The sequence below is a fragment of the Streptomyces sp. NPDC060194 genome (assembly GCF_042728285.1).
In the GTDB taxonomy this organism is placed as follows: domain Bacteria; phylum Actinomycetota; class Actinomycetes; order Streptomycetales; family Streptomycetaceae; genus Streptomyces.
This window is the reverse complement of the sequence record NZ_JBHWZH010000021.1, coordinates 1-12909: the sequence shown is the minus strand read 5'-3', so window position 1 is coordinate 12909 and position 12909 is coordinate 1. Positions and strand designations below refer to the sequence as shown.

General features: G+C 73.8%; 14 protein-coding genes. 4 read left to right on the top strand and 10 right to left on the bottom strand.

The window, feature by feature from the left end:
• Window positions 1-67: 67 nt before the first annotated feature.
• A complete protein-coding gene (locus tag ACFWEG_RS07160) occupies window positions 68-814 on the bottom strand; it encodes a class I SAM-dependent methyltransferase (RefSeq protein ID WP_387210118.1) in 747 nt (248 codons plus the stop codon).
• Between the two features lie 101 nt (window positions 815-915).
• Window positions 916-1911 carry a LacI family DNA-binding transcriptional regulator gene (locus ACFWEG_RS07155; protein WP_387210187.1) on the bottom strand — a complete coding sequence of 332 codons (996 nt, stop codon included), beginning with the start codon at window positions 1909-1911 and terminating at the stop codon, window positions 916-918.
• 173 nt (window positions 1912-2084) lie between these two features.
• Between ACFWEG_RS07155 and ACFWEG_RS07150 the strand changes: the two genes are divergently transcribed.
• Window positions 2085-3029: a carbon-nitrogen hydrolase gene (locus tag ACFWEG_RS07150; protein WP_387210116.1), complete on the top strand. Its 945-nt coding sequence runs from the start codon at window positions 2085-2087 to the stop codon at window positions 3027-3029.
• A gap of 135 nt (window positions 3030-3164) precedes the next feature.
• Here ACFWEG_RS07150 and ACFWEG_RS07145 read toward each other — a convergent pair whose 3' ends face one another.
• A complete protein-coding gene (locus tag ACFWEG_RS07145) occupies window positions 3165-3392 on the bottom strand; it encodes a hypothetical protein (RefSeq protein ID WP_387210114.1) in 228 nt (75 codons plus the stop codon).
• 144 nt (window positions 3393-3536) lie between these two features.
• On the opposite strand from ACFWEG_RS07145, the gene ACFWEG_RS07140 reads away from it, so the two are divergent.
• Window positions 3537-5417: a TerD family protein gene (locus ACFWEG_RS07140; RefSeq protein WP_387210112.1), complete on the top strand. Its 1881-nt coding sequence runs from the start codon at window positions 3537-3539 to the stop codon at window positions 5415-5417.
• A 4-nt stretch (window positions 5418-5421) separates the two neighbouring features.
• Here ACFWEG_RS07140 and ACFWEG_RS07135 read toward each other — a convergent pair whose 3' ends face one another.
• Entirely contained in the window at window positions 5422-6162 is a 741-nt protein-coding gene (locus ACFWEG_RS07135) for a VOC family protein (RefSeq protein WP_387210111.1), read from the bottom strand.
• Complete coding sequence (locus ACFWEG_RS07130; protein WP_387210109.1) at window positions 6138-6629, bottom strand: ATP-binding protein; 492 nt, start codon at window positions 6627-6629, stop codon at window positions 6138-6140. The genes ACFWEG_RS07135 and ACFWEG_RS07130 overlap by 25 nt, the downstream gene beginning before the upstream one ends.
• Window positions 6630-6772: 143 nt before the next feature.
• Here ACFWEG_RS07130 and ACFWEG_RS07125 point away from each other — a divergent pair, with 143 nt between their 5' ends.
• Together ACFWEG_RS07125 and ACFWEG_RS07120 are read left to right on the top strand one after the other, a co-directional pair.
• A complete protein-coding gene (locus ACFWEG_RS07125; protein ID WP_387210107.1) occupies window positions 6773-7621 on the top strand; it encodes a helix-turn-helix domain-containing protein in 849 nt (282 codons plus the stop codon).
• Window positions 7618-7878, top strand: a complete 261-nt coding sequence (locus ACFWEG_RS07120) for a DUF397 domain-containing protein (RefSeq protein WP_387210106.1) — start codon at window positions 7618-7620, stop codon at window positions 7876-7878. Before ACFWEG_RS07125 ends, ACFWEG_RS07120 begins: the two co-directional genes overlap by 4 nt.
• A 111-nt stretch (window positions 7879-7989) precedes the next feature.
• On the opposite strand, the gene ACFWEG_RS07115 is transcribed toward ACFWEG_RS07120, so the two are convergent.
• The 5 genes from ACFWEG_RS07115 to ACFWEG_RS07095 all read right to left on the bottom strand — a co-directional run bounded on the left by ACFWEG_RS07115 (window position 7990) and on the right by ACFWEG_RS07095 (window position 12775).
• Window positions 7990-8466, bottom strand: coding sequence for a hypothetical protein (locus ACFWEG_RS07115; protein ID WP_387210104.1), 477 nt, complete (start codon window positions 8464-8466; stop codon window positions 7990-7992).
• An 11-nt stretch (window positions 8467-8477) separates the two neighbouring features.
• Window positions 8478-8831 (bottom strand): ArsR/SmtB family transcription factor, encoded by a 354-nt coding sequence (locus ACFWEG_RS07110; protein WP_387210102.1) that lies wholly within the window; start codon window positions 8829-8831, stop codon window positions 8478-8480.
• Window positions 8828-9274, bottom strand: coding sequence for an SRPBCC domain-containing protein (locus tag ACFWEG_RS07105; RefSeq protein ID WP_387210185.1), 447 nt, complete (start codon window positions 9272-9274; stop codon window positions 8828-8830). The genes ACFWEG_RS07110 and ACFWEG_RS07105 overlap by 4 nt, the downstream gene beginning before the upstream one ends.
• 151 nt (window positions 9275-9425) lie before the next feature.
• Window positions 9426-10484 carry a DUF1996 domain-containing protein gene (locus ACFWEG_RS07100; RefSeq protein WP_387210100.1) on the bottom strand — a complete coding sequence of 353 codons (1059 nt, stop codon included), beginning with the start codon at window positions 10482-10484 and terminating at the stop codon, window positions 9426-9428.
• A gap of 122 nt (window positions 10485-10606) precedes the next feature.
• On the bottom strand, window positions 10607-12775 hold the full coding sequence (locus ACFWEG_RS07095) for a discoidin domain-containing protein (RefSeq protein ID WP_387210098.1): 2169 nt from the start codon (window positions 12773-12775) through the stop codon (window positions 10607-10609).
• Window positions 12776-12909: the final 134 nt, after the last annotated feature.

The window sequence follows — 12909 nt, the reverse complement described above, 5'->3', positions numbered from 1 at the left end:
ATCAGGCTGATCGTCCGCGCCGGCTTCTGCGGGGCGCAGCCTCCCGTTGCCTGCCGCCCCACGAGGATCAGGCGGGTGCGTCCGCCGAGACGAGCAGGAAGTTCGGGAGGTGGACGTAGGCGTCGATGCCGGGGGTGGTCGGGGTGGCCTCGGCGGCGGCCGCCGGGGCGAGGGCGGGTTCGGCGAGTTCGCGGATGCGGCAGCCGAGGGAGGCGAGTTCGTTGAGGTAGGCCGAGAGCGGGCGGTGGAAGTCGGGGGCGGTGGGGCCGGGGATCTCGTACTCCGTGAGGTAGCGGTGCCGGCGGTGGTGGCCGTGCTCGCGCCAGGTCTCCAGGAGGTGCTCGAAGGCGGGGTGGACGAGGGCGAACACGAAGCGGCCGCCCGGTCGGAGGGCTTCGACGCAGGCGCGCATGGCGGGCTTCCAGTCGGGGATCGACATCAGGACCATGCTGCAGACCACGGCGTCGAAGGGGTCGCCGAGGTCGGGGAGTCGGGTCAGGTCCGCCTGGACGTAGGTGACGCCCTGCCGGAGCTCGGCCTCCTTGCCGCGGGCGAAGGCGACCATGCGGTCCGTCGGCTCGACGCCCGTCACCAAGGCCCCGCGCTCGGCGAGCATGCGGCTGAAGTACCCGTTGCCGCAGCCCGCGTCCAGGACCCTGCGGCCGCGCACGTCGCCGAGGAGGCGCAGGAGGTCGGGGTTGACGAGGTGGCGCTTGGCGAAGTCCCCGTCATCGGCGGTCGCCTCCATCGCCTCGACGGTGGTGCCGGTGTTCCATCGGCCGATCGCGGCCTCGTTCGTCCAGGGGGAGGTCATCCGCGCGAGCCTAGGGTGGCGGGCCGGCGGGAGCGACGGAATTTCCGGGACGGCACGGCACCGCACGGCACAGCGCCGCGCCCCGCACCCGGCGGGCCCCCTCAGCCGCGCCCGTGCGTCGAGGCGCGGACCTCCAGCGTCCAGGCGTGGGTGCGGACCGTGTCCGCGGGGGTGTGCCCAGTGAGGACGGCGCACAGGAGGTCGGCGCAGGCGTGGCCGTAGGCGTCCGGGTGGAGGTCGACCGCGGTGAGGGCCGGGGTGGTGGCGCGGGCGGTGGGGCCGTCGACGCAGGCGGCGACGAGGAGGTCGTCGCCGACGGACCGCCCCAGCGCCGAGGCGGCGCGGACGACGCCGGGGGCCGCGCCGTCGGGGGCGCAGACGACGGCGTCGACGGAGGGGGCCTCCAAGAGGAGGGCGAGGGTGGCGCGCTCGGCCTCGTCGGGGGTCGCGGCGAAGGAGACCGTGCGCACGGCGACGGGGGTGGCGTGGGCGCGGGACCAGTCGGCCGCGGTGGCGCGCAGGGCGGCGGCCCAGGCGGAGGTGTCGGCGGGGGCGAGCAGGGCGGGGTGGCGGGCGCCGCGCTCGCGGACGTGGTCCAGGAGGGCGGTCAGGGAGGCCGCGTTGTCGATGACGACGGCCCCCGTGGGGGCGGACGCCGGGCCGAGGTAGCGCTCGCCGGTGACGACGGGGACGCCCGCGGCGAGCAGGGCGGGGACGGCGGGGTCGTCGAGCTCGGGGTCGATGACGAGCAGGCCGTCGACGCGGGAGGCGATGCGGTCGGTGGTGCCCGGGGCGAGCAGGACGACGTCGTACCCGGCCTCCTGGGCGCGGGCGGCGGCGCCGAACGCGAGCTTCATGTAGTAGTCGAGCCGCGTCGCCGTGCGCGGCAGGTGCAGGCCGACCGCGCCCGTGCTCGCGCGCCGCAGTCGGCGGGCCGCGCTGTTGGGGCGGTAGCCGAGGCGCGCGGCGGCCTCCCGCACCCGGTCGCGGGTGCCGTCGGCGACCCGGCCCGAGCCCTGCAGCGCGTCGGACGCGGTGCTCTTGGAGACACCGGCGGCGCGGGCGACGTCGAGGAGGGTGGCGGGGCGGGGGGTCACGGTCACGAAGTCTAGACGTACCGGCCAGGCCTTGCCGGAACGTTCCGGCATGACCTACATTCGACCGTGCCGGAACGTTCCGGCATCCGGCATCCCGGCACACCCGCACCCCCGCCCCCCGCCCCCCGCCCCCCGCGTCGCCCCGACGCCCCGCACCCCCGTCAGGAACCCCCATGCGCCTGATCACCGCGTACGCCCCGCCCGCCTCCCCCGCCCGCACCCGCGACGCCGAGCGGACCCCGCTGCGGGTCGCCGCCGTGCAGACGCGCTGGCACCGCGACCCGGCCGAGCACCGCGCGGCGCTGCGCGAGGGGATCCGCCTCGCGGCGCAGGAGGGCGCGCGGGTGGTGTGCCTGCAGGAGCTGACGCTCTCGCCGTACTTCGCGGTCGTCCGCAAGGCCGACCACCCGGCCCCGGCCGACCCGGAGGAGCTGCTCACCGGCCCGACGTTCACCTTCGCCGCGGAGGCCGCGCGCGAGTTCGGGCTCTACGTGCACGCCTCGCTGTACGAGCGGGCCGCGGCCCCCGGCGGCGAGGACGACGGCCTCGGCTACAACACGGCGATCCTCGTCGCCCCCGACGGCACGCTCGCCCAGCGCACCCGCAAGACGCACATCCCGGTGACCGAGGGCTACTACGAGGACCAGTGGTTCCGGCAGGGTCCGGCCGGGGACGACGCGTTCCCGCTGGTCAAGGTCGACGAGGCGAACTTCGGCCTGCCGACCTGCTGGGACCAGTGGTTCCCCGAGCTGGCCCGCGCGTACTCCCTCGCCGGCGCGGACGTCCTCGTCTACCCGACGGCGATCGGCTCCGAGCCCGGCCACCCCGGCTTCGACACCCAGCCGCTGTGGCAGAAGGTGATCACCGGCAACGCGATCGCCAACGCGACGTTCATGGTCGTCCCGAACCGCATCGGCGCGGAGGAGGGCCTGGTCTTCTACGGCAGCTCGTTCATCGTCGACCCCTACGGCCGCGTCCTCGCGCAGGCCCCGCGCGACGAACCCGCCGTCCTCGTCGCCGACCTCGACCTCGACGCGCGCCGCGACTGGCTGGAGCTGTTCCCCTTCCTGACCACCCGCCGCCCGGACGCGTACGCCCCGCTGACGGCCGAGGGCTGAGGCGGGGGCGCGGGAGGGGGCGGCGCCCGGGTCGGAGCGCGCTCGTGCGGGAGCGCGCGGCCACCGGGCCCGCCCCATCAGAGGACCCGAGGAGCCGGCGTACGGGCCGACTGCGCCGCAGTGCGGGCCGCCGGCTCAGCCCGCCGGCCCCGTCGCGGGCGGCAGCGCGCTGAGCACCGGCGACGCCGCACGGTGCTCCTCGCACGCCGCCCGCCGGCTCTCGCCGCCGCGGTCGGCGACGTGCACGCTCCAGACGGCCTCGGCGCCGCACGGCGCGCCCCATGTGCACTGCCCCGCGGCCGACTTGGTGCCGGCTCCGTGGTGGCGGGGAGACCACACGGCCGGTGGCGCGACGAGTTCCATGCCCCCAGTGAAGCGGCTCCCGGACGCCCACCGCAGCGGAACGGTTCCCTCCCCATCCCCGTTCCGCACACTTTCCCCCCGCATATGCAGGCAAACCGGCATTCCGGTTGAAGCCGCGAAGAACGGCGACCCATCCTTGCGGGCATGACCCTCGCCGCACCGCTGGACGACTCCGGCCTCTTCCCCCTGCAATACGCGCACGACTGGGCGCTCGTGGACGTCGAGACGTCCGGCCTGGTGGCGCGCAGGGACCGGGTGCTGTCCATAGCCGTGGTGACGCTCGGGGCGGACGGGCGGCAGACCGGCGAGTTCTCCACCCTGCTGAACCCGGGGTGCGACCCGGGCCCGGTGGAGGTGCACGGGCTCACGGCGGAGCGGCTGGCGGGCGCGCCGACGTTCGGCCATGTGGCGGCCAGGATCGCGGAGTTGCTCACCGATCGTGTGATGGTCGCGCACAACGCCCAGTTCGACTACGGTTTCCTGGCCCACGAGTTCGCCCGCGCGGGCAAGCCCCTGCCGGTGGCCCGACGCCTGTGCACGCTCGCACTGAACCGCCAGATGGACCCGCCGACCGCCGACATGCGGCTGGGCACGCTCGCCGCGCACTACGGCGTCCCCCAGCAGCGGGCCCACGACGCGCTGGACGACGCCCGCGTGCTGTCCGGCATCCTGCGCGGTTCGCTGCGGGAGGCGGCGCGGCTCGACCTGCCGCTGCCCTTGGTGGCCTGCCCCCCGCGGGCGGAGCCGACGTTCACACCGCAGCCCCCCAAGACGCCCTGCGCGTACCGGAATCCGGGTCGGATGGCACCGGGAGGACCGCTGCGGCAGGGGATGAAAGTCGCGATCACCGGCGAGACGGCGAACAGCCGGGCGGAGTTGACGCGGCGCGCGGTGGCCGCGGGTCTGAACGTCATGGGGTCCGTCAGCCGGCACACCAGCGTGCTGGTCACCAACGCGCCCTCGTTCTCGGCGAAGGCGCGGCGCGCGGAGGCCGAAGGCGTTCCGGTGATCGACGAGTTGACGTTCCTCCGGCTGCTCGGTGACGTCCGGGAGGGGCAGCCGCACGAGGGAACCGCGCCTGCACCGGCGGCAGATGTTCCGCGACAGGCGCCGCAGCCCACGCCTCGGCCGGTCGCCGACGCCGCACCCGCACCCGCACCCGCACCCGGTCTTCCGGCCTCCGCCGTCGTACGGACGGACGCGCGGCCTCTCGGACAGCGGCGCGTCCTCGTCCTCGGCGGCCTGCACGCCGAGGCGGTGGCCGCGCGCACCCGGGTCGTCGAGCTGGGCGCGTCCGCGGCGATCAACCTGTCGGCGAGCGTCACCGATGTCGTCCTGCTCCGGGACGGGCAGCACGACCGGCGGATGAAGCGGATCACCGCGCTGGAGATCCCGGTGCACCCCGAGGCGTGGTTGTCCGCGCCCCTTGCGGCCGCGCCCCTCCCGACGGCGCCGCTCCCGGGCGCGCGCCGCGACGGCCCGGGCGCCGACCCGCTCGTCCTGCCGCGCGGCGGCGTCGTCGACCTGCCGGTGACGCCCGGGAGCGCGCCCGTCTGGCACGTCACCGCGGGCTGGGAGTCGCAGAAGGCCTGCGACATCGACGTCGTCGCGCTCGTCCTCGACGAGGACGAGCAGGTCTCCTGCGACCAGGACCTCGTCTTCTTCGGCGCGCCCGAGAACCCCGCCGGAACCGTGCGCCTCCTGACCGACGGGCCCGCCGAGCAGACCGTCGCCCTCGACCTCGCCAACCTGCCGCCCTCCGCGCGACGGGTCGTCGTCGCCGCGTCGGTGGACGGAGCGGCGACGTTCGGCGACGTCGGCGCGGTCCAGGTCGCCGCCGCGCCCGGCCCCGGCGCCGCGCCGCTCGCCCGCGCGACCCTCGACGCGGCCACCACCGAGCGCACCCTCCTGCTCGCCGAGCTCTACCGCCGCGGCCCCCTGTGGCGCTTCCGAACCGTCGGCCAGGGCTACGACCACGGGCTCGAAGGACTGGTGCGGGGGTACGGGGTCGACGTCGCCTCGTAGACCCTCAGGGACGGGCGAGAACGCAGAACGCGTGGCCCTCGAGGTCGGTCAGGCACGTCCAGGGGACGTCGCCCTGACCGATGGCGAGGTCGGCGGCCCCGAGCGTGCGCAGGCGGGTGACCTCGGCGTCCTTGTCGTCGCCGGGGCGCGGAACGAGGTCGAGGTGGACGCGGTCCGGGGCGGGCCCCGTGTCGGGCACGCGGAGGAACTCCAGGTACGGGCCCGAGCGGTCGGCCGAGCGCAGCGACGCCCCGTCGTCGGTCACCTCGTGCGGCGGCCACTCCAGCGCCCCGCCCCAGAAGCGGGCCATGGCGCGCGGATCGGCGCAGTCGACGACCACCGCGGCGATCGGGCCGGTGTCCCGGTACCTCTCGCGGGGTTCGAGCACGCAGAAGACGTTGCCCTCGGGGTCGGCGAGGACCGTCCAGGGCACGTCGCCCTGGCCGATGTCGACCGGCGTCGCGCCGAGCGCCCGGAGGCGGGCGACCAGTTCCGCCTGGTGGGTGGGCGAGGCGGTGGCGAGATCGACGTGCACCCGGTTCTTCACCGCCGGCCCCGCCTCCGGCACGGCGATCACGTCGAGGCACACACCCACCGGGTCCAGCCAGTCGAACCCGTCGGGCATCACCGCCGTCGCCCCCGCTCCCCCGCCGGACACGTTCCACCCGAGCGCCGCCGCCCAGAACCGGCCCACCGCCGCGTGGTCCACGGCCTTGATGTTCACCATGACGGGTCGCAGTCCCATACAGGCGATCCTACGCACGCCCCCGCGCGGGCCCCCCGTGCGGCGGTCTCCGCCCACACGGTCTTGCCCGGGCCGGGGCGGTCGCAGACGCCCCAGGCCCGCGACAGGGCCTGCACGAGGGCGAGGCCGCGGCCCCCTTCGGCGTGCGGATCGACGACGCCGGCGGGGTCCGGACGGCGCGGGTGGGTGTCGGACACCTCGACGCGGACGGTGGCGGCGTCGGTGTCGTACACCACGCGCAGCTCGAAGTCCCGGCCGAGGACGCGGCCGTGGAGGACGGCGTTCGCGGCGAGTTCGGCGACGAGGTGAGCGGCGGTGTCCGACAGCGGGGTGCCGTACGGGACGCCCCAGGAGTCGAGTTGCCACACGGCGAGGCGGCGGGCGAGGGCGGCGCCGCGGCGGGTGGCGCTGAAACGTTGGACGAACACGTGGGATGTGGCCGGGGGTTGGAGGCGCTGGGCTGTCATGCGTCCAGCGTTCCGCGCGGGGCGGGTCGGTCGACAGGAACGGCGCCCATACAGTTCCGGTTGTATGGGTTGACGCTCTGGACCGGGTGGGTCACGGGCCGTGACCATGGGGAGGTTGATCGGAGCGCGAGGGCGGGGCGGCGATGACGGTGGACCACGACAGCACGAGGTCGGGTGCGGAGCCCGAGGCGTCCGCCGGCCTGCAGACGTTCGGCGCGGTACTCAAGACCCTGCGGGAGGCGGACGGGCTGACCCAGGAGGAGTTCGCGCCCCGGGTGCGGTACTCGGCGGCGTACATCGCGAAGATCGAGCAGGGGAAGCGGTTCCCGCCGGAGAACCTCCCGGGTCGGGCGGCGGAGGTGCTCGGACCGGTCGCGGGAAAGGTACTTGCCGCCGCGGCGAAGAGCCTGCGGCGCAAGGCGGGGCTGGCGTCGTGGTTCCTCCAGTGGGCGGGGATCGAGGAGGAAGCGATCACGCTGTACGCGTACGAGTGCAGGGGGATACCGGGGTTGTTGCAACCGGAGGCGTACATCCGGGCTGTATTCGACCGGCGTCTGCCGCCCCTCTCCGAGACGCAGTTCGAGCACCAGGTCGCTGCGCGTTTGGAGCGGCAGCGCCTGCTGCCCGAGCGCCCCAACACCTCCTTCTCGTTCTTGATCGAGCAAAGCCTCTTGGAGCGCCGGTTGGGTGGCGACGCCGTCACCGCCGCACTGATCGACAACCTGCTCGCGCAGGGGCGGCGGCGCAACGTGGAGATCCTGGTGATGCCGCTCAGGCAGCCTGACCACTCAGGCGTCGACGGCCAGATGTACCTGGCCGAGACGCCGTCGAACAGCTGGTTCGGGTATGTCGAAGGGCACGACAGCAGCACCCTCCTCGCAGAGCCGAAAGTGGTCAGTGGCATGCTCCAGCGCTATGGCAAGATGCGCTCACAGGCGCTGAGCCACGAGGCCACGGTGGGCCTGCTGAAGCAGATGCAAGGAGCGCTATGAGCACCGAACTCAACTGGTTCAAGAGCAGCTACAGCGGCAGCGGCGGCGACAACTGCATCGAGATCGCCATCGTCCAACGCGCATCGCACACTACCTGGTCCAAGAGCAGCTACAGCGGCGACCAAGGCGACAACTGCATCGAGGTCGCCCTCCGCCCCACTGCCGTCCACGTCCGCGACTCCAAGGACACCACCCGCGCCCCCTTCACCGTCGCCCCCGACGCCTGGGCCGCGTTCACGGCGTACGCGCGCCGCTGACGCGCAGACGAGCGGCCGGTCCGAGCGGGGCCCGGACCGGCCGTCCCGCACGCGGGCCTCGGCGCGCGCGTGCCGCCCCGAAGGCGCGCCGGGCGCTCCGTTCGCCCCCGTTCAGCCGCCTGCCCCCGCCCGGAGGGCAAGGAGTTGCTCCGTGTGCCGGGGGACGTGGTCCTCGGCGAGGCCGTCGACCAGGGCCGACAGGGGGACGGGCTGATCGAGCAGCAGCTTGTCCCCGGACAGCAGGAGCGACGGCACCAGGACGGACGCGGACTCCTCGCCCAGCCGGTCGGCGACGTCGCAGAGGAGGCCGGCTTGGCTTCCGACGTGGGCGATCAGGTCGGCGCGGCCCGTGTGTTCGGTGATGATGCGGTCGAGGTTCCAGGGGTCGAGGGCGATCCGGTTGTCGAAGGTAGGCCGCGCCCCGGCGACGACGCCCAGCGCGACGGCCGCGACGGAGGCGTCGACGCTCAGGAGGTGGGCCAGGATCTGGTCCGCGTTCCAACCGCCGTCGGCCGCCTCGCCGAGGTCGGGGAGGGCGGCCGCGTCGAGGAGCGCGGCGTAGGCGGCGCGGAGGGCCGACGTGTCCATCGGGGTTCCCTTCATTCGAGGGGCAGGTCGCGCTCCGCCGCCTCGGCGACGCGCTTGATGCGGGCCAGCCGCCGGTCCCAGTCGGCGGCGAGCGCGGTCATCCACCGGGCGGTCGCGTCGAGCGCGGCCGGCCGCACCGCGTAGCGGACCTCGCGGCCGATGCGGCCGCCCGACACCAGCCCGGCGGCGTCCAGCACGGCGAGGTGCTTGACGACCGCCTGGCGGGAGACGGGAAGCCCCTCCGCCAGGCTCGTCGCGGTGGCCGACCCGCGCGCGGCCAGGAGGTCGAGCAGCTGCCGCCGCGTCGGATCGGCCAGCGCCGCGAGGACGCCGTCGACGGCTGCGGCGGGACGTTCCTCCGTCACGCCGCCTTCCGTTCGGCACGGGCCCGGAGCGCGTCGAGCTCTATGGGCCAGCCCCCCGTGTGGTCCTTGTGGCACGCGGCGCGCAGCTCCTCGGAGCCGGCGAGCGCGGCGAACCCGCTCTCGACGACGCGCAGCCGCGTCCCCTCGGCCTCCTCGCTCAGCGTGAACTCCACCAGCGTGCTGTTGTCCTCGCGCAGCTCCTCCCCCGGGAACGCGCTGGTCCAGCGGTACGCGAGGTACGTCGGCGGCTGCACCTTCTCCACCCGCACCGGGTACGCCCCGTGCTCCTCGTCCTTCACCGTCAGCGTCTCCCCCTCCCTGGCCACCGTGCCGTCCAGCGTCCCCTTGTCGGCCGCCCAGAACCCGGGCTGCGCCACCAGCGTCCAGACCCGCTCCAAAGGCGCGGCGATCAGGGTCTCGCGCTCGATCCGGTCCTCGCTCATCACGAACTCCTCCGTCGTCACGATCAGGTGCAACCCCATGGTTGCACATCGCCGACGTGAGACGCAACCCCCAGGTTGCACCACAACCGCACCACGCGAACGGCCGGCCCGAGCGGGTGCTCGGACCGGCCGTTCCCGACACGCGGGCCGCCTACGGCAGGCGGTAGTCCGCCGTGAGCGCCGCGCCCCGGTGGGGCTTGGTCTCGTCGTAGCCGCGCGCATTGCACTGCAGACCGCCGACGACGCAGTGGTTGACGAGCGCCGCGAGGGTGGGCTCGTGCCACGCGTTGAAGAAGTCGTAGTGGAACGAGTAGCCGCGACCGCTGGCGAGGCGGACCTGCGACATGTCGCCGTCCGCCGGGAACGCCATCTTGAACTCGATCATCGGCAGGGCGACGGGGTGGCTCGGCGGGCAGACGTCCATGTTGCCGCCCGGCTTCACCACCGGGTAGGACATGTGCGCCTTGTGGTCGGGGGTGTCGAGGTTGCGCCCGTCCCAGCAACTCGGCGCCTGCATCCGGAGGTTGAGCTGCGTGCCGGCCGGGCAGTTCTGCGGGAAGTCCGGCAGGCCGGAGGTGTTGCCGCACTCCCAGCCGTCGACCCACCCCTTGTGCGCGCGGAACTCCGCGGCGCTCTGCGTCGGGCTGCCGACCACGTAGCGCAGGCCCTTCGGGAACGGCCGGACGCTGCGGTAGTCCGTGACGCCGGACTTGTAGTAGATGACCTGCGGCCCGATGGGCAGGATCTTCTTGTCGCCCTTGTAGAGCGACGGCATCCAGTACGCCGAGGAGTCCCCCGGCGCGAGGCAGGCCGTCGCGCCCCCGTAGAGCGACGCCGTGACGCTGGTCGCGTTCGTGGACCGGTTGCCCATGAACGTGTGGTCGTGGGACGCGCCGCGCTGGCCCGGGTAGACGATCGGGTCGTCCGGCGCGGTGTGGGTGACCGAGCAGTTCGCCTGGAACTCGTGGAAGTACGCGGTCGGCGGCTCGGCGTCCGAGGGGGTGACGCCGGTGACGGGCGGGACGGCGGGGATGTACCCGTCACCGTCCGGGTCGTCGCCGAACGCCGGCGCGGCGGCGGGGGCGACGTGCCCCCGGTGCAGGCCGGCCGACACGGACGGCGCCGTGTCCGCCTGCCCCGCGCCCGCCGTCGTGATCGTCCCGACGCCCAGCGCCGACGCCGCCAGCGCCGTGCCGAGCAGTAGTCCCATGAGTCTGCGCGACCTGCGCCGCGATCGTGCCGTTTCCGTGCTCTCCGTGCTCATCCCGGTCTCCTTCGAGGGGTGGGGGGAGCGGGGGCGGCCCCTGACGGCCGCCCCCACCGGTCGAACGGTCAGCTGTAGACGCCGAACTCGTGGAGCGAGTAGCCCCAGCCGGTGCCCCGCTGCGTCTGGTGCACGCGGACGTACCGCGCGGTCTCGTTCAGCGCGATCGTGTCGACGTCGCCGTCACCCGCCGACGTGCTGTGCACGGTCCGCCAGTTGGTCCCGTCGTCCGACACCCGGATCTCGTACGCCTTGGCGAACGCCGCGTCCCACACGAGCTGGACCGTGCGGACCGGCTGCCGCGAGCCGAGGTCGACCGACAGCCACTGCGGGTCGCTCCAGTCGCTCGCCCAGCGGGTGTCGGCGCGGCCGTCGGTGGCCTTCTCGGGGTTGCAGGGGCAGTCGCCGTAGGACGCCTGGAAGCTGGAGGCGGTGGTCGCCCTGCCCTGGGCGATGTTCGTGCCCGCGACCGGCGGCGCGACGACCTTGACGGACTTCGTCTCGATGCCCGCGTTGCCCTTGCCGTCCTCGGACTGGATGTAGACCTTCCACACCCCGAGCTTGGCCGGCGCGGTCACCGCGAAGGTGCCGTTGCCGGTGGACCGGAACGTGGCCGGGACCAGCCGCTTGTCACCGGACGCGTAGTTCCCGCTGAGGAAGATCTTGTTCGTCAGCGCGTCGCCCTCGGGATCGCGGATGTCCGCCCGGACGGTGAACTCCCGCCCGGCGGGCGCCGATCCGGCCGGCGTCACGGTCATGTTCGTGATGACCGGCGGCAGGTTGTCCCCGGCGTTCGACCCGGTGTACGCCTTCTTCACCGCGTAGTACGACAGCCGCTTGAGCCCGTCGGGGAGCAGGTTGAACCACACCCCGCCGAAGTCGTGCTCCAGGCCGTAGTGGAAGAGCGTCGCCCCCAGGGCGACCCCCTTGTGCGCGGTCACGCACTCCCACGCCTTGGTGTACCCGTCGCGCTTCTGCACGTCCGTGGGCTCGTCCGGGACGCCGTTCGCGTCGTCCGGGACCTCCCACTCGCCCGCGGGGCCGCCCTCGGTGATGATGTACGGCTTGGTGTACCCGCCGGCCACCCAGTCCCGCTGCACGTTGCAGAGGTCGCCGTAGGCGTTCATCGAGTACAGGTCGAGGTCGGGCGCGTTGCGCTTGTAGTATGGCCAGGCGCCGGTCCACGCGTCGGTGGAGGTGACCGGGTGGTCCGCGTCGATACTGTGGATCTTCTTCGCCACGTCGTTGACGAAGCTCGTGTACGCGTTGCGCTGCGCCTCCAACTCCGCGCCGCTGTAGCAGTTCTGGAGCCCGAGGACGGACTCGTTGCCGACGTTCCACATCAGCGTCGCCGGGTGGTTCCTGTACGCCTCCACCCACTTGGCGAACTCGGTGAGCATGTTGGCCTTGTAAGCGGTGTCCGTCACGTAGTTGACGCACCCGCCGCTGCCGGGTCCGCCGCCGGGCTGGAGCCAGAAGCCGTTGACCACACGGATGCCGTTCGCGGCCGCCGCGTCGAGCAGCGGCTTGGTGCCGCCGTCGGTGCCCCAGGTGCGGATGGTGTTGACGCCCATGGACTTCAGGTCCGGCAGGTACTTCCCGGCGTCGCCGATCGCGGGACCCCAGGTCAGGCCCTTGACGGTGTAGGGCTGCCCGCCGACGGTCAGCTGCCAGTTGCCCTGGGCGCCGGTGACCTTGACCGCGCCGCCGCCGGGCAGCGGCGGCGGGTCGTCGGAGAACGAGCCGTAGACCTGGAACTCCCACAGCGAGTACCCGTAGCCGCCGGGCCGGGCGGTGCCGAGCATCCGGACGTAGCGGCCGGAGCCGGTCAGGGCGAGGTCGTCGGTGCCGCCGTCGCCGTCGGTCACCTTCTTCAGCGTCCGCCAGTCGGATCCGTTGTCCGAGGCCTGGATCTCGTACCCCTTGCCGTACGCGCCCTCCCAGGTCAGGAGCGCGCGGGACAGGTCGGCCTTCTGGCCGAGGTCGATCTGGATCCACTGCGGGTCGGACCACTGGCTGGCCCAGCGGGTGCCGGTGAGGTTGCCGTCGACGGCCTGGGAGGCGGCGTAGGCGGCGCCCTCGGAGGAGGAGGCGGTGGCGGTCCTCCCCTGTGAGATGAGGGGGTCGGCGGCCTGGGCCGCGGTCGGCGCGGCGATGACGGTGAGGGAGGAGGCGAGGAGGGCGGACAGCGCGAGCGTGGAGGCGGGTCTGCGCAGGCGCAGGCGTGGGCGGGGCACGGGGCGGCTCCATGAGGGGGTGGGGGGGCGGGGGGGGGGGCCCCCCCCCCCCCCGCCCCCCCCCCCCCCGGGGCAAGGGGTGGGATTTAAAAAAAAAAAAAAACCCCCCACACCACACCAAAAAGGAGATCGGG

Coding starts and splice junctions, on each gene's coding strand:
- ACFWEG_RS07160 (WP_387210118.1), bottom strand. CDS start 814: ATGACCTCCCCCTGGACGAACGAGGCCGCGATCGGCCGATGGAACACC.
- ACFWEG_RS07150 (WP_387210116.1), top strand. CDS start 2,085: ATGCGCCTGATCACCGCGTACGCCCCGCCCGCCTCCCCCGCCCGCACC.
- ACFWEG_RS07145 (WP_387210114.1), bottom strand. CDS start 3,392: ATGGAACTCGTCGCGCCACCGGCCGTGTGGTCTCCCCGCCACCACGGA.
- ACFWEG_RS07140 (WP_387210112.1), top strand. CDS start 3,537: ATGACCCTCGCCGCACCGCTGGACGACTCCGGCCTCTTCCCCCTGCAA.
- ACFWEG_RS07135 (WP_387210111.1), bottom strand. CDS start 6,162: ATGGGACTGCGACCCGTCATGGTGAACATCAAGGCCGTGGACCACGCG.
- ACFWEG_RS07130 (WP_387210109.1), bottom strand. CDS start 6,629: ATGACAGCCCAGCGCCTCCAACCCCCGGCCACATCCCACGTGTTCGTC.
- ACFWEG_RS07125 (WP_387210107.1), top strand. CDS start 6,773: ATGACGGTGGACCACGACAGCACGAGGTCGGGTGCGGAGCCCGAGGCG.
- ACFWEG_RS07120 (WP_387210106.1), top strand. CDS start 7,618: ATGAGCACCGAACTCAACTGGTTCAAGAGCAGCTACAGCGGCAGCGGC.
- ACFWEG_RS07115 (WP_387210104.1), bottom strand. CDS start 8,466: ATGGACACGTCGGCCCTCCGCGCCGCCTACGCCGCGCTCCTCGACGCG.
- ACFWEG_RS07105 (WP_387210185.1), bottom strand. CDS start 9,274: ATGAGCGAGGACCGGATCGAGCGCGAGACCCTGATCGCCGCGCCTTTG.
- ACFWEG_RS07100 (WP_387210100.1), bottom strand. CDS start 10,484: ATGGGACTACTGCTCGGCACGGCGCTGGCGGCGTCGGCGCTGGGCGTC.